The organism is Pseudaeromonas sharmana (assembly GCF_042649925.1).
Classification (GTDB): domain Bacteria; phylum Pseudomonadota; class Gammaproteobacteria; order Enterobacterales; family Aeromonadaceae; genus Pseudaeromonas; species Pseudaeromonas sharmana.
Genome location: NZ_JBHSAF010000014.1, coordinates 217,922 through 244,172, shown reverse-complemented (window position 1 = coordinate 244,172; position 26,251 = coordinate 217,922). Strand labels below are relative to the sequence as shown.

General features: G+C 59.0%; 21 protein-coding genes and 1 other RNA gene. 8 read left to right on the top strand and 14 right to left on the bottom strand.

The features are described 5' to 3' along the window. Window positions 1-163 precede the first annotated feature (163 nt). The 3 genes from ACFOSS_RS10915 to ACFOSS_RS10905 form a co-directional block, all read right to left on the bottom strand. Window positions 164-1,795 (bottom strand): methyl-accepting chemotaxis protein, encoded by a 1,632-nt coding sequence (locus ACFOSS_RS10915; protein WP_377152386.1) that lies wholly within the window; start codon window positions 1,793-1,795, stop codon window positions 164-166. 189 nt (window positions 1,796-1,984) lie between these two features. Beyond that, on the bottom strand, window positions 1,985-2,299 hold the full coding sequence (locus ACFOSS_RS10910; protein ID WP_377152385.1) for a YfiM family protein: 315 nt from the start codon (window positions 2,297-2,299) through the stop codon (window positions 1,985-1,987). A gap of 4 nt (window positions 2,300-2,303) precedes the next feature. Beyond that, window positions 2,304-3,116 carry a DUF1189 domain-containing protein gene (locus ACFOSS_RS10905; RefSeq protein ID WP_377152384.1) on the bottom strand — a complete coding sequence of 271 codons (813 nt, stop codon included), beginning with the start codon at window positions 3,114-3,116 and terminating at the stop codon, window positions 2,304-2,306. A 127-nt stretch (window positions 3,117-3,243) separates the two neighbouring features. Here ACFOSS_RS10905 and ACFOSS_RS10900 point away from each other — a divergent pair, with 127 nt between their 5' ends. After that, entirely contained in the window at window positions 3,244-3,834 is a 591-nt protein-coding gene (locus ACFOSS_RS10900; RefSeq protein ID WP_377152383.1) for a DUF4202 domain-containing protein, read from the top strand. A gap of 35 nt (window positions 3,835-3,869) precedes the next feature. Here ACFOSS_RS10900 and ACFOSS_RS10895 read toward each other — a convergent pair whose 3' ends face one another. Further along, window positions 3,870-4,214, bottom strand: coding sequence for a hypothetical protein (locus ACFOSS_RS10895; RefSeq protein WP_377152382.1), 345 nt, complete (start codon window positions 4,212-4,214; stop codon window positions 3,870-3,872). A 206-nt stretch (window positions 4,215-4,420) separates the two neighbouring features. Here ACFOSS_RS10895 and ACFOSS_RS10890 point away from each other — a divergent pair, with 206 nt between their 5' ends. Further along, window positions 4,421-5,353: a DUF808 domain-containing protein gene (locus ACFOSS_RS10890; RefSeq protein ID WP_377152381.1), complete on the top strand. Its 933-nt coding sequence runs from the start codon at window positions 4,421-4,423 to the stop codon at window positions 5,351-5,353. Between the two features lie 86 nt (window positions 5,354-5,439). Here ACFOSS_RS10890 and trpB read toward each other — a convergent pair whose 3' ends face one another. The 4 genes from trpB to ACFOSS_RS10870 all read right to left on the bottom strand — a co-directional run bounded on the left by trpB (window position 5,440) and on the right by ACFOSS_RS10870 (window position 10,251). Next, entirely contained in the window at window positions 5,440-6,660 is a 1,221-nt protein-coding gene (gene trpB / locus ACFOSS_RS10885) for a tryptophan synthase subunit beta (protein ID WP_377152380.1), read from the bottom strand. 363 nt (window positions 6,661-7,023) lie between these two features. Continuing rightward, on the bottom strand, window positions 7,024-7,944 hold the full coding sequence (gene secF, locus ACFOSS_RS10880) for a protein translocase subunit SecF (RefSeq protein ID WP_377152379.1): 921 nt from the start codon (window positions 7,942-7,944) through the stop codon (window positions 7,024-7,026). 2 nt (window positions 7,945-7,946) lie between these two features. Continuing rightward, entirely contained in the window at window positions 7,947-9,752 is a 1,806-nt protein-coding gene (gene secD, locus ACFOSS_RS10875; protein ID WP_377152378.1) for a protein translocase subunit SecD, read from the bottom strand. A gap of 79 nt (window positions 9,753-9,831) precedes the next feature. Continuing rightward, window positions 9,832-10,251 carry a hypothetical protein gene (locus ACFOSS_RS10870; protein WP_377152377.1) on the bottom strand — a complete coding sequence of 140 codons (420 nt, stop codon included), beginning with the start codon at window positions 10,249-10,251 and terminating at the stop codon, window positions 9,832-9,834. 253 nt (window positions 10,252-10,504) lie between these two features. Here ACFOSS_RS10870 and ACFOSS_RS10865 point away from each other — a divergent pair, with 253 nt between their 5' ends. Next, window positions 10,505-11,128, top strand: a complete 624-nt coding sequence (locus ACFOSS_RS10865) for a DUF2441 domain-containing protein (RefSeq protein WP_377152376.1) — start codon at window positions 10,505-10,507, stop codon at window positions 11,126-11,128. A gap of 301 nt (window positions 11,129-11,429) precedes the next feature. Further along, window positions 11,430-12,548: an acyltransferase family protein gene (locus ACFOSS_RS10860; protein WP_377152375.1), complete on the top strand. Its 1,119-nt coding sequence runs from the start codon at window positions 11,430-11,432 to the stop codon at window positions 12,546-12,548. A gap of 214 nt (window positions 12,549-12,762) precedes the next feature. Here the strand turns inward: ACFOSS_RS10860 and hrpA are convergent, their stop codons facing one another. After that, window positions 12,763-16,671 (bottom strand): ATP-dependent RNA helicase HrpA, encoded by a 3,909-nt coding sequence (hrpA, locus tag ACFOSS_RS10855; protein ID WP_377152374.1) that lies wholly within the window; start codon window positions 16,669-16,671, stop codon window positions 12,763-12,765. Window positions 16,672-17,090: 419 nt separating this feature from the next. Here hrpA and ACFOSS_RS10850 point away from each other — a divergent pair, with 419 nt between their 5' ends. The 4 genes from ACFOSS_RS10850 (at window position 17,091) to ffs (ending at window position 20,336) form a co-directional block, all read left to right on the top strand. Next, window positions 17,091-17,549 (top strand): type III secretion system chaperone family protein, encoded by a 459-nt coding sequence (locus tag ACFOSS_RS10850; RefSeq protein ID WP_377152372.1) that lies wholly within the window; start codon window positions 17,091-17,093, stop codon window positions 17,547-17,549. A gap of 274 nt (window positions 17,550-17,823) precedes the next feature. Then, entirely contained in the window at window positions 17,824-19,260 is a 1,437-nt protein-coding gene (locus ACFOSS_RS10845; protein ID WP_377152371.1) for a basic amino acid/polyamine antiporter, read from the top strand. A gap of 88 nt (window positions 19,261-19,348) precedes the next feature. After that, window positions 19,349-20,137 (top strand): sulfite exporter TauE/SafE family protein, encoded by a 789-nt coding sequence (locus ACFOSS_RS10840; RefSeq protein ID WP_377152370.1) that lies wholly within the window; start codon window positions 19,349-19,351, stop codon window positions 20,135-20,137. A gap of 102 nt (window positions 20,138-20,239) precedes the next feature. Beyond that, an RNA gene (gene ffs / locus ACFOSS_RS10835) (signal recognition particle sRNA small type) lies at window positions 20,240-20,336 on the top strand. Window positions 20,337-20,805: 469 nt separating this feature from the next. Here the strand turns inward: ffs and ACFOSS_RS10830 are convergent. The 5 genes from ACFOSS_RS10830 to ACFOSS_RS10810 form a co-directional block, all read right to left on the bottom strand. Next, entirely contained in the window at window positions 20,806-22,122 is a 1,317-nt protein-coding gene (locus ACFOSS_RS10830; protein ID WP_377152369.1) for a type II toxin-antitoxin system HipA family toxin, read from the bottom strand. Continuing rightward, complete coding sequence (locus tag ACFOSS_RS10825; protein WP_377152368.1) at window positions 22,116-22,445, bottom strand: helix-turn-helix transcriptional regulator; 330 nt, start codon at window positions 22,443-22,445, stop codon at window positions 22,116-22,118. Before ACFOSS_RS10825 ends, ACFOSS_RS10830 begins: the two co-directional genes overlap by 7 nt. A gap of 618 nt (window positions 22,446-23,063) precedes the next feature. After that, the gene (locus tag ACFOSS_RS10820) at window positions 23,064-24,125 is read right to left on the bottom strand and encodes a Gfo/Idh/MocA family oxidoreductase (protein WP_377152367.1); all 1,062 of its coding nucleotides are present in this window, start codon (window positions 24,123-24,125) and stop codon (window positions 23,064-23,066) included. Window positions 24,126-24,402: 277 nt separating this feature from the next. Then, window positions 24,403-25,149, bottom strand: a complete 747-nt coding sequence (locus ACFOSS_RS10815; RefSeq protein WP_377152366.1) for a TonB family protein — start codon at window positions 25,147-25,149, stop codon at window positions 24,403-24,405. Between the two features lie 79 nt (window positions 25,150-25,228). Beyond that, window positions 25,229-26,251 (bottom strand): putative transporter, encoded by a 1,023-nt coding sequence (locus ACFOSS_RS10810; RefSeq protein ID WP_377152364.1) that lies wholly within the window; start codon window positions 26,249-26,251, stop codon window positions 25,229-25,231.

Sequence of the window (26,251 nt, the reverse complement as noted above, 5' to 3'; positions counted from 1 at the left end):
GTCCTCGAAACGAACAACGACGGGGCGATTTGTCACGCAAATCGCCGCCTTACACTACGCCGAATGAGCGAAAAAATCCATATTGGTTTCGTTTTTGTTTGTTTGCGCGTTTGCGCACATTCACGGGCCAAGAGCCCGCTCGGGCCCTTGGCAATCGCCTGGACTAGAGGCGAAAACGCGATACCAGCTCCTGCAACTCGTCGGAAAGCTGGTGCAAATCGTGGCTGATCGTCTGGACCTGCCCATGCTGCTGACCGACTTCGGCAGAGAGTGTCGAGATATTAATCACGCTGCGGTTGATTTCTGCACTGGCCAGGCTCTGCTCCTCGGCGGCACTGGCGATCTGGGCATTGCGATCATTCATCACCAGCACGGCACTGGCAATCGCGCTGAGCGCTTCACCTGTGCCTGCCGAATGCTCGACGGTTTGCCGACTGAGGCGCTGGGTCTGCTGCATGCTGTTGGCTGCATTATGCACCCCCTGCTGCAGACGGCTGATGATGCTCTGGATCTCGTTGGTCGAGGTTTGCGTCTGGGTGGCCAGCTTGCGCACCTCATCGGCCACGACGGCAAAACCACGCCCCTGATCCCCGGCCCGAGCGGCTTCGATGGCCGCATTGAGAGCCAGCAAATTGGTCTGGTCGGCAATACGCCGGATCACCTCGACCACAGAGCCGATTTGCTTGGTTTCGTCCACCAGGTGGTTAACCATGTCGTCGGCCACGGTCACTTCCTGATTCAGCTGCCGCATCGCACCGATGGCTTGCTGAATCACCTCGGCACCCTCATCGAGACGCTGCCGGGCATCCAGCGCAGCATCCGAGGCTTGTACCGCACTATTGGCCACTTCGCGGGTGGTGGCCGCCATCTCGTTCATCGCAGTCGCGACACCTTCGGTCTCATGATGCTGGCGCAGCATGGTTTCCTGGCCCGCCTTTACCGCCAACTCCAACTCTGCCGCGGCGTGCTGGCTGCGCTCGCTGGCGCCCATGATCTGGCTGACCGTCTGGCTCAGGTTCTGGTTGAAGCGGTTAAATGCCCGCGCCAGCGCCGCCAACTCATCACGCCCCTGTTCATCCAGCCGCCGCGTCAGATCGCCACCGCCATCGGCAATGGCGCTAAGACTGCGCTCGGTCTGTTGCAAGGGCCGGATGATACTGCGACCAATGGCCAGGCTCAGCAGTGTCAGCAACAGCATCAGCGGGAACACAATCGACAGCACCGTCATCAGTTGCGACATAAAAAACGCCCAGACATCGTCGGTGTAGACACCACTGCCCACCACCCAACCCCATGCCGGAAATAGCTGGACATACGAGACCTTGAACACCGGATCCGCATGTCCGGGCTTTGGCCAGTAGTAGTCGACGAACCCTCCGGCAGGGGCTTGTTGCGCGACACGCACAAACTCCAGAAATATCGGCTTGCCTTGCGGATCGCGGATTTGGCTTAAATCCTGGCCTTCGAGTTCAGGTTTGGCGGGATGCAGTACGGCCTTGGGCGAGAGATCATTGATCCAGAGGTAGTTTTCATCGCCAAAACGCATCTGGCGGATCAGTTGTTTGGCTTGCTGCTGGGCACTGGCCCGATCCAGCTCGCCACGCTGCTCCTCGGCATAAAGCGCGCTCAAGGTGCCGTTGGTGGCCTCAACCAGTTGACGTACCGTCTCGCGCTTGTCGGCCATGACGGCCTGGTACGAGACATACAAGGTCACCGCAGCCAGACAGATCAGTCCCGAGAGTGTCAGCACGCCGCTGAGCAGCAATCTGTGGTAAATCGTTAGTCGTCGCAGCATCCGTTTTCTCCGTTACGCTTCACTGAACGGAGCACTGCATAGAAGGGGCCAGGTTGAATGCCAGAAGGGATGTCGATGTAATTTATTGATTTTATTAGTTAATAGCCAATGTGTGTCGGCTCCCCGCAGTGCCGTGCACGCTTGCTACTGCAAAATGCAACGCAGGTTTGAAAATTGCAAACCTGCGGCCTAGCGAGCCTGTTCGGCCAGGCTATAGCCGCACAGGGCACCCGCCAGATCCCATGCCAGATCGCGCCAGCTCCAGCCCGAACCCCCAGGACGGGAATCCAATGCTTCCTTGCCCAGCCCAATCTGAAGTGTCAGACCGATCCCGAATTGGGCCCGTGTTGTGGCCGACTGCGAGTGGCTCGCCGCCGTTGCCGCAGAGGCCAAAGCCGCGGAGACAACGAAATGTTTGGCCTTATCCGGTCCCAACCAGTGATCCTGTGGTGAGCTGGCACAGCCCACCAACAGGAACAGAGGCAGCCACAGGAGGTGCCTCAAGGGCTTAGACTTCCATAATATGGTCGTTGCTATCGGCCGACGGAGTGCTGGATTGCGCCCGCGCCACGCTCTGCACGGCAAAAAACAGGTATCCCTGGGCAATCAGGAACAACACAAAACCCGGCAGTGTCGCCGCCATCCCCAGCACGCTGGCCAGAGTGATCACCAGAATGCTCGGCGTTACCGCCAGACACGTCAAACGCAACAGGGTGCCATACGGCAAGCGAACCTTCAGGATCGAGGCAAAGACCATGCCGCCGACGGCATAGATCAATACCTGCATCAGCCGGTACAGGAACTCGCCCACCAGGACAGGCAGATAGGCGATAGGTTTGACAATCCCCACCATCCGATCGAGAAACGCGTGTGCTTGAACCTTGTCGAAGGCGTAGGACTCGATCTGTTCAAACGGATAGCTGCGCACCTCACCTTGATTGTCGATCAGCAGGCGATCGGCCAACAACACCAGTGGGGCCTGCAACTCCGCCTCGCTGGGCTTGTCACTGCGGGTATCAATCACCACCATGGGCTCGCTCTGGCCTGGCAAAGTGATGATGTAAGGTTGCGGGACATCAGTCTTCAATTGCCCCTGCTCAATGCGCAGCGGCGGCATCTTGTCGATGACCTGGCTCAGGTAGGTGTTTGCCATCGTTTCGATGATCTGGCCCACCTGAAATGTCATCGGGATAGAGGTGACACACAACAGCAGGAACAGGTAGCCGATACCGGTTCCGCGCCAGTTTTTCGCCACATCCACATAAAAATCACGGGAAAACCATGCCAACCACGGGGCCGACCAGGCTCGATAAAATTGCACCTTGTGCTCCTTGATACCTAGTTGAACGAAATCAGGGACATGATACCTGATTCCGACCCAGGCTGCCGCCGTTTGACATGTGGTAGCCAGACAGCAATAGTGGCAGCACTTTACAGGGAGATGATTCATGACCAATAAGCTGGATGCAACTGCCGCACTGCAGGCGTTCGATACCGCCAATCAGGCCGACCCGCGCCGTGACATCGACGAGCATGGCGACGCTCACCCGCAGGAGTGGCTTTATGGTCGGCGCATGAGCGAAATGCTGGCCCGCTTCTGTCCCGAGGCATCACTGGCGCTGCAATTGGCCGCACGGGCTCAACATCTGGAACGCTGGGTGATCCCCCGTGATCACTACCCTCGCGACCGCGCCGGTTATCTGCAGTGGCGCAATGAGCTGAAACAGTACCACGCCCGACGCGCCGCAGAATTGATGACGGAGTTGGGTTATGACGTGACACTGATTGAACGGGTTGGCAGCCTGTTGCAAAAGGAGCAGCTAAAGCGGGATCCCGAATGCCAGACCCTGGAAGATGTCATCTGTCTGGTGTTCTTGCAGTATTACTTCACGGCGTTTGCGGCGGCACACGAGGAAGAAAAAATCCTGGATATCGTGCGCAAAACCTGGCGCAAGATGTCGCCGGCCGGCCAGCAAGCCGCCCTGACATTGACGCTGGATGCCGCTGCCCTGGCACTGATCGGCAAGGCACTGGCGTAAAAAAAACAGGCGTCATGCACATGACGCCTGTCGGCTTACTCCTCTTCGGACGCCGGCTCCTGATCCTGTCCCTCGGGTGGTGGTGGCATGTGCTCCGGCCGGCAAGCCAGAACCAGATCCGTGGTGGCCACAGCGGCACTGGTCGACGCCTTTTTGGCCGCTGGTGCCGCCTGGCAGGTCCCATCCAGCGTATTGCCATCCGGCATCGTCATGGCGCAAGGGTCGTTGACGGCCATGCCGGCGCAGGCATCGAATGCTTCCTTGGGCGGCCGCGGTGGCTTCTTTCCGTCAGGCCCCTGTGCCAAAGCCAGGGCACTCACCAATGCCAGTGACAGCCAAGACCAACGCAACACGCCACCCGGTTTATGATTCATCCGCATCTTGTTTCTCCAATGGTCGGTAGATGAGGCGAGCATAGGTCTCGACCGAACCATTTCCCAGCACCTTTGCCGAGTTTTACCAACGTTAAGCTGGCATGACAGAGACGATCCGGACCTTGCGTAGTGATAACCGAAAAGCGCAGCACTTGTTCATTGATTTGCGCTCCGTATACTCGTGGCTTCCCCTTGAAGAAAAGGAAAGCACCATGGCAGCTGGAAGCCTGCTCGCTCTGCTTGATGATATCACTAGCGTCCTGGATGACGTGGCCACCATGACCAAAGTCGCCGCGCGCAAAACGGCTGGAGTACTCGGTGATGACCTGGCACTCAATGCCGAACAGGTGTCAGGGGTTCGTGCCGAACGCGAGCTGCCTGTGGTCTGGGCCGTCGCCCTCGGTTCGCTGCGCAACAAGTTGATACTGGTCCCCGCCGCCCTGCTGATCAGCGCATTCGCGCCGGCGCTGATCACGCCGCTATTGATGCTGGGCGGCGCCTACCTGTGCTTTGAGGGCGCCGAAAAGCTGTTACATAGCTGGCTTGGTCATGATGAAGCGGGCGCAGCCAGCGCAGAGGGCGCTCCGGCCCCCGCAACCGATCTCAACACGGATCTGCTGGCGCTGGAGCGCGAAAAGATCAAAGGGGCAATCCGGACTGATTTTGTCCTGTCGGCCGAGATCATCGTCATCGCGCTGGGCACCATCCAGCTGATGGCGCTGCCAAGCCGGATTGCCGTCCTGAGTCTGGTCGCGCTGGTGATGACGATTGGCGTCTATGGCCTGGTGGCGTTGATCGTCAAGCTGGATGATATGGGGCTCTGGCTGCTGCAGCGGCCGGGCTCACCAAGCCGGATGCTGGGTCGCGGCCTGCTGTGGCTGGCCCCGGCCCTGATGCGTACCCTGGCCTTCGTTGGCACCATCGCCATGTTCATGGTCGGTGGCGGCATACTGTTGCACGGCCTGCCCCTGGGTCACACACTGAACCACGCCATCGCGAGCCTGGTCGCCAGCTGGCCTGCTGCCACCGTCTGGCAATCGCTGGCCGAAATGCTGGCGGGTGCCATCAGCGGTGTCGTCGCCGGTGGTGTGCTGGTACTGCTTGCGCTGCCACTGCAACGGCTGTTGCGCCGTCGTGCAGGTTAAGCCATGTCGATGTGCTGATGATCGCGGCCAGCACCTCTGCGCTTTGGCATCGGAGGTGCTGGCACACTCTGCGCAGTCGCGTGCCGTTACAGGCTGCCAACCCCGTATTCGGCACCGAAGTGCTTGATGACAAAATCAATGTCTTTGTCACCACGGCCAGACAGGTTGACGAGGATAGAGCCCCGCTCGCCCTGCTCGGCCAACTGCAACGCATACGCCACGGCGTGGGCAGACTCAATCGCCGGTATGATGCCTTCCAGGCGCGACAGTGTGAAGAACGCATCGATGGCCTGGCGATCATCGATGACCCCATAGCTGACGCGGCCCAAATCCTTGAGATAACTGTGCTGCGGCCCCACTGCCGGATAGTCGAGGCCACTGGCAATCGAGTAGACCTCTTGCGGTTCACCCTGTTCGTCCTTGAGCATGTAGGACTTGAAGCCATGCATGATGCCCGGCTCGCCCTGACTCAGGGTGGCGGCGTGCTCACCCGGTGTGGCGAGATCGCGGCCAGCGGGTTCAACACCGTGCATGCTGACCTCTGCATCGTCAAGGAAGGCGGTAAACAGCCCCATGGCATTGGAACCGCCGCCAACACAGGCGACCAGGTTCGCCGGTAACGCCCCTGTCATCTGCTGGAACTGCTCGCGTGCCTCGTTGCCGATAATGGACTGGAAATCCCGTACCATCATCGGGAACGGGTGCGGGCCGACCACGGAGCCGATGGCATATAACTGGGTATGGGGATCGGCAAGGTAGGCGGCAAACGCGGCATCCACCGCCTCTTTCAAGGTCTTGCGACCATGGGTCGCCGGGATCACCCTGGCGCCGAGGATGCCCATGCGCACCACGTTCGGGTGCTCCTTGGCAATATCGACCTCCCCCATATAGATATCGCACTCCAGGCCGACCAGTGCCGCAGCGGTTGCCAGGGCCACCCCATGCTGACCGGCGCCGGTCTCGGCAATCACTTTTTTCTTGCCCATCTTCTTGGCCAGCAAGGCCTCGCCCAGGCAATGGTTGATCTTGTGCGCGCCGGTATGGTTGAGATCCTCGCGCTTGAGATAGATATCGGTGCCATAGCGAGCGGAAAGGTTGCGCGCGTGGAAAATAGGGCTCGGCCGGCCGACAAAATGACGATACAGACGCGACAGCTCGTCGAGAAAGGCCGGCTCTTCACGAATTTGCTGATAAGCCAGGGTAATTTCGTCGATGATCAGCTGCAACTCGGTAGGCACATAACTGCCACCGTAATCGCCAAAATAGCCATGCTGATCCGGTACTGCGTGGTGAAAACTGTTTTTCATTTTGCCTCCTGCAACGGGCGATCCAATTAAAATCAGCAGGTTAGAGTTTTCTTTCGACGCCGACTGTTAGCCATCGCACAACTTTTGCCTCCCTGAGTCCAGCGCCGCCCAGTTTTGACTGATGGCGCCGGCCCTGGCTGCGGCTCGGCAACAGACCAAGGCGGCACCCGGCCTGTCATGCCCGTCTCCTGATGCCAGCCGCCACGTTGCAACCCGTACGAGACCAATCCCTGCTACCAGCGTCTGTGGCTGGAGACCCGCGGTCGTAGACGCACGCCAGGCGGCAGCAGACAGTCAAGGCGCCGCGACGCCTTGACTGCTCTGCATGGGCCCGAGGCCATCCTGCGGCTAGTGCGCACCGGCCTAGACCCCATCCCAGACTTCGGTTTCGATCTGCTTCTTGTCATACGCCGCGGTCGACAGCCCCAACAGCTCCTGTACCGTGGAGGCGATGGTGATCGACGAGACGGTCCCCACCAACACGCCGGCAAACAGCGTAAAGGCAAAGCCGTACAGTGCCTCGCCACCGAACAGCAGCAAGGCGCCAACCGTGAACAGCGTCGTACCCGAGGTGATCATGGTGCGACTGAATGTCGCTTTAATCGCGCGATCGGAACAACTATGAATATCCGTGGTGACGCGCGCCTGCAACAGATCGCGCAGGCGATCGGAGATGACAATGCTGTCGTTGAGCGAATAGCCAATCACGGCCATCAAACCGGCGATGACGTTGAGATCAAACTCGATCTGCATCCAGGCCAGCAAGCCGAGCGCGAGCACCGCATCGTGCGCCACCGACAACAAGACACCGACCGCCTGCCGCCATTCAAAGCGCATCCCCAAATAGACCGAGATGGCCACCGAGGCCACCAGCAGGGCCAGCAAACCCTGCTCGAACAACTCTGATCCCACCTGCGGGCCTACCTGATTGGCGCGGATCAACTCCACCGGCAACTGCAACAGCTGATGCAGCTGGTCAACGACCTCCTGTGGCGATCCGAGCTGAACGGACGGCGGCAGTTTCAATAGCCACTCCCCGGCGCCACCGCCAGGGAGCAGTTGTAACCCCGACGCGCCAGCGTTGGCCAACAGCTGGTTCAATTCAGCAGGCGATTGCAAGGTGGTGATGTTCAGCTCGAGCAGCAGGCCACCGGTGAAATCCAGCCCCAGATGCAAACCCTGACTCAGCAGAACCCCCAGCGCCAGCAGGGTCACAAGCGATGAAATTCCCAGCCCGATATAACGCCAACGGGTCAAGGAGAGCATACACAGTCGATTCAACATGGTCAGATCCTCACCGCTTTGGCGGTCGTACGGCCCCAGAGGGGATTAATCAGGGCACGGGTGCCCCAGATGCCCGTGATCATGCTGGAGATGAGCCCCAGGATCAGCGTGATGGCAAAGCCCTGCAAGGGCCCGGAGCCAATGCCATACAACACCACGGCACTGATCAGCGTGGTGATGTTGGCATCGAAGATGGTGCTAAATGCCGAGCGATAGCCGAAGTCGATGGCATTGGCCAGGCTGCCGCCTTCCCGTAACCGGTCGCGTATGCGCTCAAAAATCAGCACATGGGTGTCCACCGCCATGCCCACGGTCAACACCAGTCCGGCGATGCCCGGCAGCGTCAGCACGGCACCCGGCAATACCGCCAGCATACCGACCTGCATCAGCAAGTTGGCGATCAGGGCGGTGATGGCGACCCAACCGAAACGGCGGTACCACAACAGCATGAACAGCATCATGCCGGCCATACCAAATGCCAACGCAGTGAATCCGGCTTCGATGTTCTGCTGGCCGAGTGTCGGTCCGATGGAGCGCTCTTCCAGAATTTGCAGCGGTGCGGTCAAGGCACCCGCACGCAGCAGCAAGGCCAACTCCCGCGCCTCGTCAACACTCTCCAGCCCGGTGATCCGGAACTGGTTCCCCAGTGCCGACTGTATGGTCGCGACATTGATCACCGCCTGCGAGGCGCGCAGCGGCCCCCCGTTCTCGCTTTGGTATTCGGTGAACACGGTCGCCATCGGCTGCCCGATATGGTCCCGGCTAAAACTGCTCATCCGGGCACCGCCTGCACGATCCAGGGTAATGCTGACCTGGGGTTTGCCCATGTCGTCGCTACCGGCTCTGGCATCGACAATATGGTCACCGCTCAGAACCGGCTTGCGCACCAGGTTCACCGCACGGCCTTCGCGATCCGTCAACACATAGCCAGTGGCATCGCCGACCAGATGGAAAGCCAGCGACGCCGTGGCCCCGATCACCTCCTTGGCCTGCTTGGGATTGTGTACGCCAGGTAACTCGATGCGGATCCCCTTTTGCCCCTGGCGCTGCACCGAGGCCTCCGTGATACCCAATTCCTGGATCCGTTTTTTCAAGATCGACAGATTCTGCGTCACGCCGTTGTTGATCAGCTGATTGCGCTCCTCCTGGGTGAGCGTCAACAGGAATCGGTTGCCATCGCGTTGCAGTTGCCAGGCTGCAGGTTGGCCAGACGTATAGTTGCGCAACAACTCAAGCCAGGGGCCGGGAGTCTCGGTGGCAGGTAACGTCATGCTGACAAGACCGGCCCCAGCCCGACTGACCTGGGTGCCAAACAAGCGCTGATTGCGCAGATCATCACGCAGCCGCTCCATCAGGTTGCGGGTCTGGGTTTCGATCATAAAGTCGGTATCGACGCCGATCAGCAGCTGCGAGCCACCGCGCAGATCCAGGCCAAGCTTGATAGGTGCCGCCCCAAGCCGGGTCAACCAGGCGGGTGCATTGGCGTGAAATTCAATCGTCATCTGCCGTTCATCGCGGCCGGATTGCAGCAGCAGGCGCCGAGCCTGCTGCTGTTGCGCGGCAGTATCGAAGACCAGAACCTGGTGACCAGGCACCGTCACCTGCTGCCGGGGTTCGACCGCAGCGCGTTGCAACAGCTGCTGTTCCTGCGTGGTCAACGGCTGATCACCGTGCAGTCCCAACGCCGGCTGTTCACCGAAGAAGGTCGGTAAGGAGTAAAAAGTAAAGGTGGCAAGCATCAGCAGCAGTAAGGCCAGCTGCCAGGGCCCCATACGGTTGATCACCGCTTTGGTGTTTTGTCGTGTCATGATCAAGGATCCCGAAGAAATAGCATCCGCTCCAGAACGCGCGGTTCCGGAGGCAATATCAGGTGGCCTGAGGCCGGGATCAGTTCACAGACAGACTTTGCAGATAGCGGTACTGGTGATGACGGGGATGGCGATCATGTTCATGCAGACGCCGCGACGGCTGGTGCCAGTGACCCGCGAGCGAGCGAGCCAGCAGCAGACAAGGCAGCAACCCCGCCAGCAGCAGGCTCTGCCACGGCAGACTCCAATCGACAAGCAGCGTAAAAACATCTGGCCACGGCTCGTCGTCATCCAGCTGGCTGGCCGACTCAACACGCAGGGTGCGCAGGGGTTGGAACACGATGAACTGGAGTGTCTTGGCGACCGACAGCTCGCTACGCTCGCCCACCAGGCTTTGTGTTTCGGCACGCGGTAACCCCTCGGCATAGAAAGCCGAGACCGAGAACACAAACAACAGGCTACATGCCAGCAACAGCATGCGGGCGACACGCAATGACATTCCAGACTCCAGACGAGAAGTGGCCAGACCCTATCACGGCTGCCGGTGGCGAGTCAAAAACCAGCAACTGACGCGCCGGATCACAGTGTGGCTGTTTACCTGCCGGCAACAGGGTGGAAGCTTGATCCGCATCCGGTGAAATTGTGTAAATTGACTTATCCTATTGTCGTCATTAGAAATTATCAGACATTAATGAGTCCACATGCCTGCAACGGCAGTGGCTGTCTGCTTCTGCGAATCAGGGATGTCGCACATGCTAGCCAAAAATGCAGAGTACTTTCATATCCATCGGCTGGGGCCCTACAGTGGCCTGTGGCAGGTTGGCCATCGCATCAACTGGGTACAGAAGCGCAACAATTTTTTCTATGACCACTACAATACCCGCGGTCTGTTCTACGATGACGGCATCGAAGAGCTGCCTTTTGGCCAGGCGCTGGACAAGTTCTTTGCCAGCAGCGCGGACTATCAGCGCATGGAGGCCATGAATCTGCTCAAAGCCGCGCGCGAAGTGACCAAGAGCCAGTCACTGTTCATCCGTGAAGAGATCTTCGAAGAGGTCCGTAGCAACTATTTCCCGCATCTGCCATCACGCAAGACCTGCATTTGGGTTTGTACCCGCGACTCGGTGGATTTCTGGTGGCAGACCCTGAATCCGGGCAACCAGAAACTGCTCAAGCTGAATTTGACCGGCTCCCTGTATGTCGCCGATCAGCGCCACCTGCTGGCCGACACCTACCGTCACAACGATATCCGCGCCCGGGCCTTCGAGTACTGGACCGGCAGTGACGGCATCCGTCTTGAGGACCAGGAGGTGCTGTTTGAAGGCATCATCGACGTGGTCGCCGAGTACAATTCTCCCAACGAAATCGAAAGATAACGGCCCGATCTTGCACCACCCTGGCGCTCTCATCGCCAGGGTGAGTCTTTTATTCTGTTATTTCTGATTTTTTGGTATCAGATTTCACAATCCAGCCTGGTGATATCACATAGCTTCAAAATTATGATTCAACTATTTGCATTGGACTTGGCACCAACGGGCAGATAAGAATCGACTGCTCCCTCGACAATTGCGTTCACGACCTGAGCACACATACCTTAACCAATTTAAATTTGCCGTATCCTGGGTGTCGGCGTTTTCCCCCGGAATAAATTTCGCACTTTGGCACGGAGGCTTGCCTATGCGTTATTTTTATATGGATTCATTACGCGGAATATTGATGGTTGCTGGTGTGTTTTATCATGCACTACTCATTTATGGCACCCAGGGCGGATCGGTATTGAACGATCCCGGGCATTACGTTGCACTGGATTATTTAGCCGCCCTGGTACATTTATTCCGCATGGAAACTTTCTTCGTTATTTCCGGCTTCTTTATGGGCATGGTATTAACAAAAAACACATCGCTGCCTGCGTTATTGAAAAAGAGGACTATGCTGATATTACTGCCTTTTTGCAGTGTGTTTTTTACGCTGAACGTCATACAAGCACACTTTATGAGCACGACAGGCTATTTCAAGGTAATCCACCTCTGGTTTCTGGTTAACTTGTTGATATACACCTATATTGTATTACTGATTCTGCCGCGTCATTGGCTGACAAAACTGGATGATTCTATTTTCGTGCGGCGCGGATTGATCAATCGCTATACTTTTTCACTCCTGGCGTTTGTTATTTCCAGCACTGTCCTCGCCCTGATTAAATTTAATATCATCCCGAAAGTTGTCTTTCAACTCAGTCCGGCATTATTGGTCCAGTTCTTTATTTACTATCTGCTCGGGCTGATGTTTTACAGCAGTGCTCACCTTTATTCAAAAATGCGCCATTTCAGATTACTGGACTGGGTCATTCTGCTGCCGGCGCTGGTCATCTACCTGGGTTTGCTCCATTCAGATCTCTATGATGGGCTAATCAAAGCGGCAGTGATGGATTTACTACGTAATTTTCTTGCCCTCTCACTGGCCATGCTGGCTTTGCAACTGTTTTACACCTGCTTCAATCGCGAGATCCCGTTTTTACGTCGCGTCTCCGATGCCGCCTACTCCATTTATCTGTTTCACTACGTCATCGTCGTGGGGATTGCCGCTTACCTGCTCCCGCTGGCCTGGGATCCGCTGCTGAAATTTACCCTGGTTGTCATTCCCGGCGCCTGCATCCCCTATCTGTTGCATCGCTACGTGATCAGCCGGCATGCATGGCTGTTATTACTGTTTAATGGCAAAGAGGTCGCAAAATCGCAGAGAACAACCGCACCGGCCATGGCGGCACGCGAGGAGACGCTAGCCAAGGACAATGGCTGACGGGAGGACAACACCGATCTGGTCAACACCGCACGCCGCAAACAACCTTGCATCATCGGGCACGGCGCTACTGGCTGGCCGCTGCGGCATGACGGGCGCAACAGCGGCTGAGGCTGTGGACGGCTGGCGGTACAGGTCGCGGTAACAGCACGACAGCATCACGTACAGGCGCCCCCTCATGCCAGACTCGGCCGCACAGGAGGGGGTAGCTCACTCAGATCTTAACGGCGGCAATGGCCTGACTGACGCGTTTGTCGGAGATCGGATACGGCGTACCGAGCGTCTGGGCAAAGAAGCTGACGCGCAGCTCCTCCAGCATCCAGCGGATCTCCGCCACGTCGGCCGGCACCGGCTGTCCCTTGGGCAGCTTGTTCTTCAGCTGTTGGTATTCCTGCTCCACCGCCTGCACCTTGAGCATATACAGGCGGTCGCGGTTCGGATCGGTCGGGATCTTCTCCAGCCGGCGTTCAATCGCCTTCAGGTAACGCAGCAGATCCGGCAGGTGCTGATGACCGGTATCGGCGACAAAACCGCGGTAGATCAAGCGCTCCAGCTGGGCCTGAATGTCCGAGTGCGCATAGGCCAGCTCCAGCGTCACCCGGCCCTTGAGCTGTTTCTTGATGCCATGGGCCGTGGTCAGGATCTGCTCGACCAGCTGGGCAATCGTCACCACTGTGTCGTTGAGTTCGCCGCGGATCAGCTCCTTCATCGCCTCGAAGGATTCCGCATCCCACTTCGGTGCCCCCTGCGCCGCCATCAGCTGATCACAGCCGCAGGCAATGCAGTCGTCAATCAGATCGGCCACCTTGCCAAACGGGTTGAAATAGAGCCCGAGCTTGGCCTTGTTGGGCAGCTTCTCCTGCAGGTATTTGATGGGATTGGGCACATTCAGCAGCACCAAGCGCCGCTGGCCGGCCCACATCGCTGCCGCCTGGGCCGCCTGGGAGTCGAACAGCTGGATCGCCACCGAGTCCTTGTTGTCGATGAGGGCCGGATAGGCCTTCATCTCGAACCCACCACGCTTCTGGCTGTACTCCTGCGGTAACGGGCCAAAGCTCCACAGTGTCAGGCCGCTCTGTTCGATGTCACTGTCCGCCACCGCCGACAGGGTCTGTTGCACCTTGCCCTGCAGCTCGAGTTTGAGCGCATTGAGATCCTTGCTCTCGGCCACCTTGCGCCCCTTGTCGTCGACCACGCGGAAGGTGATTTTCAGATGATCGGGCACCTGATTGAGCTCCCAGCTCTCGCGCGGGATGGTCACGCCGCTCATGCGTTTGAGCTGCTTTTCGATGCTGTCGAGCAAGGGGCCGGAATCCGGGTTCAACGCCTGGTTCAAGGCGCTGGCGTAGTTCGGTGCCGGCACGAAATTCTTGCGCAGCTGCTTGGGTAGCGCCTTGATCAGCGCCACCAGCAACTCGTGGCGCAAGCCCGGGATCTGCCAGTCAAAGCCCTGGGGCTCAACCTGGTTGAGGATCGGCAACGGAATATGCACCGTCACGCCGTCGGCGGCTTCACCCGGCTCAAACTGGTAAGAGAGCCGTAACTTGAGACGCCCCTGATGCCAGAAGTTCGGATAATCAAGCTCGTTGACGTGGCTGGCATCGCCCTTCATCAACATCTCGCGTTCGAAGTTCAGTCGCTCCGGATCCTGCTTGGCGGTGGTCTGCCACCAGCGGTCGAAATGGCGGGCCGACACCACATCGTGCGGAATGCGCTCGTCATAGAACGCAAACAGCGCCTCGTCATCCACCAGAATGTCGCGCCGGCGCGACTTGTGCTCCAGCTCCTCGACCTCGGCCAGCAGCTTGAGGTTTTGCTTGAAGAAAGCGTGGCGCGTCTCGAAGTCGCCTTCCACCAGCGCGCGGCGGATAAACAGCTCACGACAGGCGGCCGGATCGATCTGGCTGTACTGCACCTCGCGCTCCGGCACGATCGTCAGGCCATACAGGGTCACTTTTTCCAGCGCCAGCACGGCGCCGGCCTTGCGCGACCAGTGCGGATCCGAGTAGGAGCGCTTGACCAGATGCTGGGCCAGCGGCTCAATCCACTCCGGCTGGATACGCGCCGCGGTGCGGGCAAACAGCCGCGAGGTCTCGGTCAGCTCGGCGGCCATCACCCATTTCGGCGGCTTCTTGAACAGACCGGAGCCCGGGAACAGCATGAAGCGGGCATTGCGGGCGCCGATGAACTCCTGCTTGTCACCATCCTTGCACCCGATATGGCTGAGCAGCCCCACCAGCAGCGCCTGATGAATGCGGATGTTGTCGCCCGCGACGTCGTTATGCACGAGCCCCAATTCACGGGTGGCCTGGCGCACCTGATAGTGAATGTCCTGCCACTCGCGGATGCGCAGATAGGAGAGGAACTCCTGCTGGCAGCGACGGCGGAACTGGTTCTGGCTGTCCTGTTCCTGCGCCTCCTGCAGATAGCGCCACAGATTGAGGAACGCGACGAAGTCCGACTCCTTGTCCTCGAAGCGGCGATGCTGCTCGTCGCTGGCCTGCTTCTTCTCCATCGGCCGCTCGCGCGGATCTTGAATTGACAGTGCCGAGGTGATGATCAGCACCTCCTCCAGGCAGTCAAACTTCGGCGCCTCGATGACCATGCGCGCCAGACGCGGATCGAGCGGAATACGTGCCAGCTGGCGGCCGATGGCGGTCAGGCGCAGGCCATTACCCTGCCCCGGTTGCTCGGGCTTGCCCTCCTGCCATTTGCCCTCAATGGCGCCAAGTTCTTCCAGCAGACGAATGCCGTCGGTGATCTGGCGGCTATCCGGCGGCTCGACAAACGGGAAGCGGCTGATATCGCCGAGCCCGAGCGCCAGCATCTGCAGGATGACCGACGCCAGGTTGGTGCGCAGGATCTCCGGATCGGTAAACTCCGGCCGACCGAGAAAATCACTCTCGTCATACAGGCGGATACAGATCCCCGGTGCCACGCGGCCACAGCGCCCCTTGCGCTGGTTGGCACTGGCCTGGGAGATGGGCTCGATCGGCAGCCGTTGTACCTTGGTGCGCGCCGAGTAGCGGCTGATGCGCGCGGTACCCGGATCGATGACATAGCGGATACCCGGCACCGTCAGCGAGGTTTCGGCGACGTTGGTCGCCAGCACGATGCGCCGGCCGGGATGGGGACTGAATACCCGGTTCTGCTCGGCATTGGAGAGCCGCGAATAGAGCGGCAAGATTTCGGTATCGCGCAGGTTGCGCTTGCGCAGCGCGTCGGCGGTATCGCGGATTTCGCGCTCGCCGTTCATGAAGATCAGAATATCGCCGAGCCCCTCGACACACAGCTCGTCGACGGCATCGAAGATGCCCTGCAGCGGATCTTTTTCCTCGCTGCCATCGACCAGCGGCCGATAGCGGGTCTCCACCGGATAGGTGCGACCTGTGACCTCGATGATCGGCGCCTTGCCAAAATGGCGGGCAAAGCGTTCGGGATCGATGGTCGCCGAGGTGATGATCACCTTCAGATCGGGACGTTTCGGCAGCAGCTGCTTGAGGTAGCCGAGAATGAAGTCGATGTTCAGGCTGCGTTCGTGGGCTTCGTCAATGATCAGGGTGTCATACTGGCTCAGCAGACGATCATGCTGGATTTCGGCCAGCAGGATACCGTCGGTCATCAGTTTGACGAAGGTGTCGTCACCCACCTGATCATTGAACCGCACCTTGTAACCCACGGTACTGCCCAGCTCGCTCTTGAGCTCCTCGGCAATCCGGGTCGCCACACTGCGTGCCGCCAGACGCCGCGGTTGGGTATGGCCGATCAGCCCCTGCACCCCGCGCCCCAGTTGCAGGCAGATCTTCGGCAGCTGGGTGGTCTTGCCCGAGCCGGTTTCGCCGGCGACGATCACCACCTGATGCGCGGCGATGGCGCGGGCAATCTCATCCTTCTTCTGACTGACCGGCAGATCTGCCGGATAGTCGATGGCCGGCAGCTTGCTGGCGCGCGCCTCGGCACGCAGCTGCGCCGCCGCCAGCTCCAGCGCGATGGCCTCGAGGATTGGCTGGCGTTTGGCCGCCGGCACTTTTTCGACACCGCGCAGACGGCGCGACAGGCGCTGACGATCCATCGCCAGACAGGTGGACAAGGCAGATTGCAATTGGGAAATAGACAAGGACACGCTGACAACCCCACAGACAGCCGCGCCATCACCCACCGGAAGCATTCCGGCCCAGCAACGGCAGCAGTAACAATGGCCGTCATGCTAGCAGAAAAGGGAACCAGACCAAAACGTGGTGGCCGCGGCCGCAGGGGACGCCATACTGCGTCCCTCCCGGCCACCACGCCTATGGCCTGCTCTGCCGACAACAGGCGGCATAGCTTGCCGGCATCATTATCCTTTTTCTGGCAACGGTACTGATTTTCGCCACTGACAGCCGACAAGGCACGCATGTCGCACTCAGTCGGCAAGCACGACGTCGTGTGCGCCCGCGTCTGCCCGGTATACCGGGGCTCGGCGACCCGGTATGTTGTCGATGACTTCATTGATGCCGGCTTTTGGTTTAGACTGCGGCGTCTTTTTCACCAAGAATCCGAGCAATGATGATAGTTCCGAGCTTTGAAGTTGTGATGCGCTGGCTGAGCCAGGGCCAGTTTCCCCACTACCTGTGCGATCAGTGCCACGGCATCCATGTCGTTGACTTGCAGTCGCTGGAGGGGGTGCTCGAGAGCCGGCTGTTTGTGGAAAACGACGGCATCATGTTCACCACCGAACTGGAGATCCGCCCAACGGCCTTGCTGCCGCTGGTGGCCGACCTGGGACGTCTGAACATGAACTATCCCGCGCTGAAGGTGTTTGTCGATGTGGTGGATGACAATCTGCCCCGGCTGATGATCTGTGATTCGCTGGCCACCGCGGCTGGCCTGACCGACGAACAGTTACATCTGTTTATGCGCACCACGATCGAGGCGACGCAACAACTGTATGGTGAGTGTGAACAGATGGGCTTTCTTAATCCGCCTGAAGAGGCGATGCCGCCAGGCAGTGCCATGCATTGATCTCCCCCAACATGCCGTCATCGCCGACGGCATGTTGCTTTCTGCCCCCCCGATTCAGCCCGCCTGGCCGTCGCCGAGACTGCGTAAAGATGCAAAATATCGCCCCGCGGGTGCCATTTAGGTTTATTCGCCTGCTTTTTTCACAAAAAATGAATTTAATTGCCGTTATGTGCGTTGATAACAACATAGTTAAGCAATATAGTGCGCGCCTTCTGGCATGCCATGCTTTAGTTGGCATGACTCAACATTCACCTCGATGCATGAAAATACACACATGAAGAAAAACCTAGGACTGGGCGCCCTGATCGCGCTGGTATTGAGCTCCATGGTCGGTGCCGGCATCTTCAGCCTGCCACAGAATATTGCCGCCCAGGCACAAGTCGGCGCCATCAGCCTCGGTTGGCTCATTACCGGCATCGGCATGATCTGCCTGGCCCTGGTATACCAGTTTCTGTCGCTGCGCCGCCCAGATCTGGACGGCGGCATCTTCACCTATGCCCGTGCCGGATTTGGCAGCCTGATCGGCTTCAATGCCGCCTGGGGCTACTGGATCTGCCAGTTGCTGGCCAACGTCTCCTACGTCGTGGTGCTATGCAGTGCCCTGAGTTACTTCGTCGATACCCCGCAACAGGTGCTGATGGGTGAAGGCAACACGCCTGCGGCGATTGCACTGGGCTCAGTACTGATCTGGTGCGTGCACCTGCTGGTGCTGCGCGGCATTCGCCTGGCCGCGTTCGTCAATATCATCACCACCATCGCCAAGCTGGTGCCGCTGGTGGTGCTGTGTGTCGCTCTGTTGCTGGCCTTTCATCTGCCGACCTTCTCGCTGGATATCTGGGGCCAGAACACCGCTGGTCTCGGCAGTGTGCTGGAGCAGATTAAATCGACGATGAAAATCACCCTCTGGGTGTTCATCGGCATCGAAGGCGCCATCGTCGTTTCCGCCCGCGCCGAGCGTCGCAGCGATGTCGGTAAAGCGACCCTCATCGCGCTGCTCAGCGCACTGGCGCTGTATGTCATGGTCAGTCTGTTTGCGCTGGGTGTCATGACCCAACCGGAAGTGGCCGCGCTGAAGAACCCCTCTACCGCCGCCATCCTTGAGCGCGTGGTCGGCCCGTGGGGAGCCATGCTGATCAACGGTGGCATGATGATCTCGGTCTGCGGTGCCTTCCTGAGCTGGACCTTGATGGCTTGTGAAGTGCCGTTTATCGCCGCGCGTACCGGTCTGTTCCCCAGCTGGTTTGCCGCCGAGAACCGCAATGGCGCACCTCATCATGCGCTTTGGGCATCGACCGCGATGATTCAGTTGTTCTTGCTGATCATTCTGTTCCAGCAGAGCACCTACCTGCTGCTGGTGAATGTCACCACCGCCGCGGCCCTGGTGCCTTATGTCTTCTCCGCCGCTTATGGCGTGCGCCTGAGCTGGAGCGGCATCAGCTACGAACAGCAAGACGCAGCCCGGCGTCGCGATCTGGCCATCGCCCTGATCGCGACGCTCTACGGCCTCTGGCTGGTCTACGCCGCCGGCCTGGAGTACCTGATGCTGGTCACCCTGCTGTATGCGCCGGGGATCCTGATCTACTGGGTCGCTCGCCGCCAGCACGGCGCTCGACAGTTGAACCGGGTGGAACAAGCTCTCAGCCTGATACTGGGCGCCGTTGCCCTGTGGACGCTGTGGCTGGCCAGTCACGGTAACCTGAGCCTCGGCTAGACTCGTCGGGCTCAAAACAGGGCAGCGACTTGTCATCCGCTGCCCTGCCCCTTAGGATCGGACCACGTTTCATCATGGTTGCCGTCGCATGACCTTGATCCTCATCTACCTCGCCACCGGCCTGTTGTCTGGTTTTCTGGCCGGCCTGTTCGGCATTGGTGGCGGCCTCATCATAGTGCCGCTGTTATTGCTCAGTTACCGCCTGCAGGGATTGCCGGAAAGCATCAGCATCCATTTGGCCGTGGGCACCTCGCTGGCCTGCATCGTGTTTACTGCCCTGAGTTCAGTGCGTGCCCACATGGCCAAAGTCGAATTGGAGTGGCGCCTGGTTCTGCAGCTCTCGGCTGGCATGGTGTGCGGTGCACTGCTCGGGGGCGATATTGCCGCCGGTCTCAGCGCCACGCTGCTGCAGCAACTGATCGGTCTGTTTGCCTTGGTGATGGCGCTACAGATCTGGTGCGATTGGCGCCCGCAGGGCAAACATCCCCATGTCACCCGCTTGGAACGCCCCCTGGTTGGCACGGCGATCGGCGTCAGTTCGGCGCTATTTGGCATCGGTGGCGGCACCCTGATCGTGCCGTACCTGCGCTGGCGCCACGTCCCCATGGTGCAGGCGATCGCCATCTCGGCCGCCTGTGGCATCCCGGTGACCGTCAGTGCCACCATTAGCTATATCTATCACGGCTGGCATGAGCCCGCCTTGCCGGCGCACGCTTTTGGTTTCGTCTACTGGCCCGCACTGCTGGGCATAGTGCTGACCAGTACCCTGACCGCCCGTCTCGGTGTCCGCCTGGCCCACCGCTTATCCAGCCTCTGGCTGCGTCGCAGCTTTGCCTTGCTGCAGCTGCTAATTGCGATCAAATTCCTGTTTTTTTAGCCAGGTTGCCGAGTTTTCAGGCACTTGAGCAACCCTGACCGGTAAAGGGTTTGCAATTGCCAGCCAGGCTAGGTAGACTCGCCGGCGTTGTTATGGGGGCTCTGTTGGTCCTCCCGCATCGGAATCTCGTCGACCTGGTCAGGACCGGAAGGTAGCAGCCAAGGCGAGTCCTTCGAGTGCCGGGATGTGGCTGGCAGAGCCCCCACCATTTCTGGCAAATCAATTAGTTAGCCTCAAAGCCTGTCTGGTCATCCACTGGGGGTGGACGCCGGCCTGTAGACAAACAAGAGGCAACCTCATGAATCTCTGGCCGTCTCTGGCCTAAGTTACCCGCACGGTATCTGGTACTTCCGCAAGGTCACGATCATGCCTTGTGGTAGACGCAAAGAAATCAAGAAAACACTCCGAACAAGAGACAATTCCGCAGCCAAGCGGAAGGTGCTGGAGTTGCTCGTCTGTGTGCGCTCGGGGAGCAAAACTCGACCTGATAACCCCTGCCCTCGTCGGTTCTGGAACAAACCAGACTACAGGCCTCAGGCCCGATTGTGGTGCCAAGCCAGCCAGAGAGTCAGATGCCAGCCCGTGCATGTCTTAACGCCTACTCCAGGCACAGCGAGTGGGGTGAACATAGCGTGCCCTATGCGGCGAGATTGCCCTTCGCGGCCCGCTTACAGTTTGAGCCGCAGATTTTTTTGCACCTCATCGATGAGGGATTTCGGGACGCCGTGTTCCTTTGCCAGCGTGGGCCACGTTGATACCTGTTCAATAACCTGGCCAATGACTGCATCCACCCTATTGGGCGTAAACATCGGCGACAACTGGCTCAGTTTCTGGAAATCGGCACGCACGAAGTTGTCTTGTTTACCGTTCAATCGCATCCAGTGTGTGCCTACCCATCTGCTATCGGGCTTGTAGCTGTAGGCGATGTCATAGGCGGGTGCCAATGACCACTGAGTGCCTGTCAGCATGAAGGCAAAATTCTTGGCATGATCATCATGATTGCGCGCCACTATGTTGAACACCATCCGGCGCAATAACTGCTCGGCATCCCGGGCAGGCAAACGCAGCTGCCGGGCCGTGCCGAACAACTCCTCGTAGGAGTATGAGCCGTGCTGCTTGTAATCAACGTGCGCAAGACCGTTGAGGGTTTGCACATGGATTTTTTCATTACCACGCCGATCGAAGCGTTGGGTAAGAAAATGGCGACGGCTGCCCTCATCCAGCAACCGGCACGGCATCATCTCAATACCCGAGCCCGTGGCCATCAGGTAATAGACATACTCCATGGCGCCGAATCCCAGCGGATCACCGAACGTTTCGCGGTCTTTATTGTGCTCGCTTACACCATCGAATTTCATCAGGTAGTGGGTGTAGCCTTCCGGCACCTTGGCCTGGCCTGAACGTACTTCGGTGAAGTCATCATTAAACGCCAGCACGGCCTTAGGACGTGCGCCACCGGCACTCATGCCGACGGACAGCAGCGCCAGCATGCCTTGCCGATCCTCTTGCCCATTCGACCTGAGCGCCACTTCAAAACCAGTACGCTGATCCAGGACCTCCTGTGCAATGGATACTAGCGACTCGATGCTGATCTCATGGGTGCTATTGAGGTTTTTAACGCGAAATGCCGGTCTGTACTCCAGCGCCCCCATGCCCCGCAACCCGGTGTATTGCAAACGTTGCAAAGGGGTAATGGCACTACTGGACTGACCCTGTGCCGCCACCCAGGCGTTGAGGACGGCATTGCCGAAATCATCTGGCAGCGAATCGGCCAGTAAGCCGGGGAGCCCCTTAAAGGTCGCATAGCCCAGCGCGGGAAAGGTATAAATTTGCTCGGATAACGGCATCATGAGCGGTGACAGCTGGATGCCGGTCTTGATGAACTGCCTGTCATATTCAAACGCCGAGCGCTGGCCATCCGTGTCATAGCTCACCGCCCCAACCAGCGCTCCGTGATAATGGACGTTCACAACCTCCATCACCATGACATCGGCTCCTGCTCGGGTTCTTTGACCGTGGGCGACGAGGCACGCACGCGACGTTTACCCTGCAGCTTCGCCAGTTGCAGTGGCGAGACCAGCTGCACCGGCAGAAACAGATCCAGCTCAGCCGTCAGGTTAAGGCCCGCCATGATCGCCACGAACACCTCCAGCGACACCTGTCCCTTCTCCGCATTTAACACCGCTTTGCGTGTGATGCCGACCTGATCGGCCAGTTGGCTCTGGGTAATATTTTGATTCAATCGAGCCTGTTTGAGTCGCGCGCCCAACTCGGCAGCCATGGCAGCAGGCGATACACCATTAATCATATTATGACCCCATATTGGCACTTTATGTATGCATAATCCGATTAGTGTTCCAATTATAGAACATAATAGCTAACGACTAAAAGATTTCACAGCGCCATGCCTATTAAGTGCCAAATACAGCACCTAAACCACAATTTAGGCTCTAATGTGCCCTTTTGTGCTCATAAAACATCAACGATAACTGTCTCGAATCACTTGATCCAGTCACGCCTTTGCAGGCGGGGCCCTGGGCGCCGGTCAATCAACAGCCTGACCAGGCGGCCAGGTATTGCATGCCGGGCTATATGGTGGATGACGGCAAATCGCTGGTTCGTCGCAGAAAATTGCGGTAGCAGGGCTACCTTGGCAGGCCAGCCACTGGCAGTAGATGCGCGACATTAGACATCAGATCGAAAAGTTGCGCATTCACCCCGAGCAGTACCCGCACTGAGGGCTGAGCGCATAGCGGTGCAGGCGCCGCCATGACTGGCAACCCGCCCTGGACGCGGAGTTATCCCGGCATAACCGGCCACAAAGACGGGTCAGACTATCCGCTGTGCTAGGTCTGCTTAGTTGCATCGACAACCCATCCAGCGCGCCCCCCTCAGTCGCCGGCGGCGCGCGGTGGCATGGCTAATGCTATGAGATCGGGTTTCGCCATGCCTGCTGCAACTCCAGCAGCAGGGTCACCTCTTCCAGACGACGACGCGTCATCGCCTGCCGGACAGCCCGGCCTAGCGTCTCGATGCCTGGCTGGCAATCAGGTAAACACGCGGCCAGACAGTAGTCATAGAGGGCTCCCGGACGCTGCAACTCATGCCGTTGTCCCTGGTGCTCGAACAGCAGCAGATCGCTATTGCCCTTGCGATCCAGCGACAGTTGCCAGCCGGAATGACCGGTGACCACCAGACCCTTGCGTCCACCGTCCGGGCCCGCGTACTTGTCCAGGTGCAGCGTTAGCGGCACCCCGCCGATGGTGCCTGCCAGCTCGGCCCGTCCCTCCGCCGTGGCGACGTCCCCGACCGGAATGGTCTGTCCGAGACGGTCGGTCATCGCCCGCAGATGCAGTGACAAGCCGCACGGCAAGCCATTGGCTACCATCCACTCGCGCAACATGGCCAGCACGTGGGTGCCGGTATCCAGCACCACACCGTCGGGATGGCGCAACTGGCGACGATCCGGCTCGCCGGTGGCAAAATTGAGGGCGCAAGGTTCGCCCTGCTCATTGCAACCGCTGCGCTCTCGCACATAGCCATCAATCCGCAGGATGTCGTGTATGCCATGCAGCGGGCTGCCGCCAGGCAATCCCCCCAGCAGGGTTTGCAGCCCCTCGACCCGGGCCGTCCAATGATCCAGTGCAAGCACCCGCCCCGCCAGAGCCGGGTCGGCCAGCTGCTGAGCCAGCGCGGCAGCCTCTGCCAATGTCGCCACCACCGGTTTTTCCACGATGATCTGCGCTACTTCGCTGTCCAATGCCTGCTGCAATACCGACCAATGTGCCGCAGAGTTCGTAGTGACCAGCAGCCCTTGTAACGGCTGCGACAGCATGGCCGCCAATGATGAAACCGGCTCGACACCCGGCAGCGTACGCGCAGGATCGCTATCTACGCCCAGCAGACGCAACCTCGGCGCTGCCAACCGACTCAATGCAGGCAACCATGCACTTTCCACCACACTGCCCAGCCCGACAAATCCCAGCATCTTTGCTCTCCACAGACTTAGTGTGCTTATTGCAACATGATTAGCGGCCACATATATGAACGGGATAGCAACGGTAGTTTAAATGCGGGTGACATCAGGCAAGGCAGAGCACATGGAGCCTGTACCAGTAGCTCGCCGCGATGCGATGCGGCGGTACTGGTCATCGCGCCTTCGGCAACACGTCGATGTCGTCAGGGCGAAAAAAGCCGCCTCTTCGCCTCACAAAATCCGGTTACAAGCCACTGGAGTGCTCATTTTTGCTCTTGTCCACTCGCACTCAGCGACTCTGGTACTGGATTTCGATGCGATAGCGCCGTTCTTGCCACGAGTGATCGGCGGGCGCACTGGGATATGGCGCCGCGTTGCTGACGAGCGTCCGCGCGGCATGGTCAAACTCGCGGATCCCCGATGTCTTGCCCATCAGCTGTCTGACCAGACGCCCTTGTCTGTCGATGACAAATTCGACAATCACGCTGCCGCTGCCCTGACGCCCTAGCAAACGCGGAGTCTGCTTGCGCGCCAGCAGGTGCTGGCGTACCAGCAGATCATATGCGCTACTGTCCGGTGCGGCGGCGAACGACTGTTGCTGCATGCCCGTTTCACGCAATTTTTGCTCGCTGCGGCGTGAGCCCTGCGCTCCCTGATCCCCGGCCTGGCTGGCAACCGCCGGTCGGGCCGTGGGTTGGGGTCGTGGTTTGACGCTGGCGGTAGGCTCGGCACGCTCGCGCCTGATGACAGGTTGCGGTTTGACGTTAGGTTTAGCCTTAACGCGCGACGGGCTGTTGCGCGCTGCGGCGATAACAGGGGCGCTGGTGGTTTCCAGCCGCCGGGGTTGCGGCTGAGCGGCAGCGACACTGGGTTGTTGCGTTCCGGCCCGGGCCGCGACAAAGCCAAAGCTGATGACCCGACTCGGCTCTGCCGCCAACGGCACAACCGGCGAAGAAGACCAGACGAACCCAGCCAGTACCGCGACATGTAACAGCAGCGAGCCTAACAGGCCGCGCTGCAACAGACGTGGGCTCATGACTGCCCACCGCGCACTATTCGTTCAGGAAGCAGCTGGCTCCGGACACCCAGGCGCAGACAGGTGGCCACATTGCACATCAGGACGCTTCCTCGCTCAGTTGACCGGCCTCGCCATCCTGTTCATCACGTGCTTGCCGGATCAGACACTCAAAAGCGTGCAAGCGCTTGTACACCGAGATCAGCTCGACAATCGTCGACCAGCTGTTGACGAGAAACTGCAGTGAGCCGACGACCTTGCCAAACGCGCGCTGTATCTGCTGCAGGATACCCAACGTAATGGTACCGCTGACAATCGTCGGCACCAGGATGACATAGGGCAGAATCGCCGAGAATTGCAGATAAGACCATTTGGCCAGATCGAAATAGAGATAGTGACGGTACATCTGCAGGTAGTTACGACGTACCTGGCTAAACAGTTGGCGCAGGCTAGGCGGTGTCGCGCGCTGGCTGTCATCCTCCCCCAGTACCAGCTCCTTGCGCAGCGCGGCTTCTGCTTTTTGATTGTTAAATTCCAGCCCGGGTAACTTGATGCCGACCAGCGCCAGCAAGACTGTGCCCGCCAGCGCCGAGATCACGGCCGCGTAGATCAGGACATGGGGAACGTCGCCAAACAGCGGTACCTGACTGACGTGGCGGCTCAATCCCCAGAGCAGCGGTTGAAACGCGATCAGCGTCATGACAGATCGCAGCAGGGAGACACCCAGCGCCTCAACGATACGGGCAAAACGCATCGTGTCCTCCTGCACCCGCTGGGAGGCCCCCTCAATGTGATGCACCAGATGCCAGTGCTGACAGTAATAGTCGTGCATCGCGGTGCGCCAGCGAAAGACAAAGTGGCGGATATAGAACTCCAGCACGATGGCCACCAGCACGTAGATCACCGATAGACGGGTAAATAGCCAAAGCTGTTCGAACAGCGCCTGTTGGCTGATGGCATTCGGCGTGGCCAACGCTTTCTGGATCAGGTTGTAAAAGTCGCCAAACCAGTTATTGACCTCGACATCCAGCTGCACCTTGTACCAGGTGGTTGCCAGTATCAGTACGGAACCCAGCAATGACCAGTGCATCCAGCGACGCTGAAGAAAGAAACTGTGAAACAT

What these genes read in the sequence shown, in the direction of transcription:
- ACFOSS_RS10915 (WP_377152386.1), bottom strand. Translation starts at nt 1,795, where the DNA reads ATGCTGCGACGACTAACGATTTACCACAGATTGCTGCTCAGCGGCGTG.
- ACFOSS_RS10860 (WP_377152375.1), top strand. Translation starts at nt 11,430, where the DNA reads ATGCGTTATTTTTATATGGATTCATTACGCGGAATATTGATGGTTGCT.
- ACFOSS_RS10820 (WP_377152367.1), bottom strand. Translation starts at nt 24,125, where the DNA reads ATGCTGGGATTTGTCGGGCTGGGCAGTGTGGTGGAAAGTGCATGGTTG.
- ACFOSS_RS10850 (WP_377152372.1), top strand. Translation starts at nt 17,091, where the DNA reads ATGATGATAGTTCCGAGCTTTGAAGTTGTGATGCGCTGGCTGAGCCAG.
- ACFOSS_RS10890 (WP_377152381.1), top strand. Translation starts at nt 4,421, where the DNA reads ATGGCAGCTGGAAGCCTGCTCGCTCTGCTTGATGATATCACTAGCGTC.
- ACFOSS_RS10865 (WP_377152376.1), top strand. Translation starts at nt 10,505, where the DNA reads ATGCTAGCCAAAAATGCAGAGTACTTTCATATCCATCGGCTGGGGCCC.
- trpB (WP_377152380.1), bottom strand. Translation starts at nt 6,660, where the DNA reads ATGAAAAACAGTTTTCACCACGCAGTACCGGATCAGCATGGCTATTTT.
- ACFOSS_RS10825 (WP_377152368.1), bottom strand. Translation starts at nt 22,445, where the DNA reads ATGATTAATGGTGTATCGCCTGCTGCCATGGCTGCCGAGTTGGGCGCG.
- ACFOSS_RS10900 (WP_377152383.1), top strand. Translation starts at nt 3,244, where the DNA reads ATGACCAATAAGCTGGATGCAACTGCCGCACTGCAGGCGTTCGATACC.
- ACFOSS_RS10895 (WP_377152382.1), bottom strand. Translation starts at nt 4,214, where the DNA reads ATGCGGATGAATCATAAACCGGGTGGCGTGTTGCGTTGGTCTTGGCTG.
- ACFOSS_RS10830 (WP_377152369.1), bottom strand. Translation starts at nt 22,122, where the DNA reads ATGGTGATGGAGGTTGTGAACGTCCATTATCACGGAGCGCTGGTTGGG.
- ACFOSS_RS10840 (WP_377152370.1), top strand. Translation starts at nt 19,349, where the DNA reads ATGACCTTGATCCTCATCTACCTCGCCACCGGCCTGTTGTCTGGTTTT.
- ACFOSS_RS10870 (WP_377152377.1), bottom strand. Translation starts at nt 10,251, where the DNA reads ATGTCATTGCGTGTCGCCCGCATGCTGTTGCTGGCATGTAGCCTGTTG.
- ACFOSS_RS10845 (WP_377152371.1), top strand. Translation starts at nt 17,824, where the DNA reads ATGAAGAAAAACCTAGGACTGGGCGCCCTGATCGCGCTGGTATTGAGC.
- ACFOSS_RS10815 (WP_377152366.1), bottom strand. Translation starts at nt 25,149, where the DNA reads ATGAGCCCACGTCTGTTGCAGCGCGGCCTGTTAGGCTCGCTGCTGTTA.
- ACFOSS_RS10810 (WP_377152364.1), bottom strand. Translation starts at nt 26,251, where the DNA reads ATGTTTCACAGTTTCTTTCTTCAGCGTCGCTGGATGCACTGGTCATTG.
- secF (WP_377152379.1), bottom strand. Translation starts at nt 7,944, where the DNA reads ATGTTGAATCGACTGTGTATGCTCTCCTTGACCCGTTGGCGTTATATC.
- secD (WP_377152378.1), bottom strand. Translation starts at nt 9,752, where the DNA reads ATGACACGACAAAACACCAAAGCGGTGATCAACCGTATGGGGCCCTGG.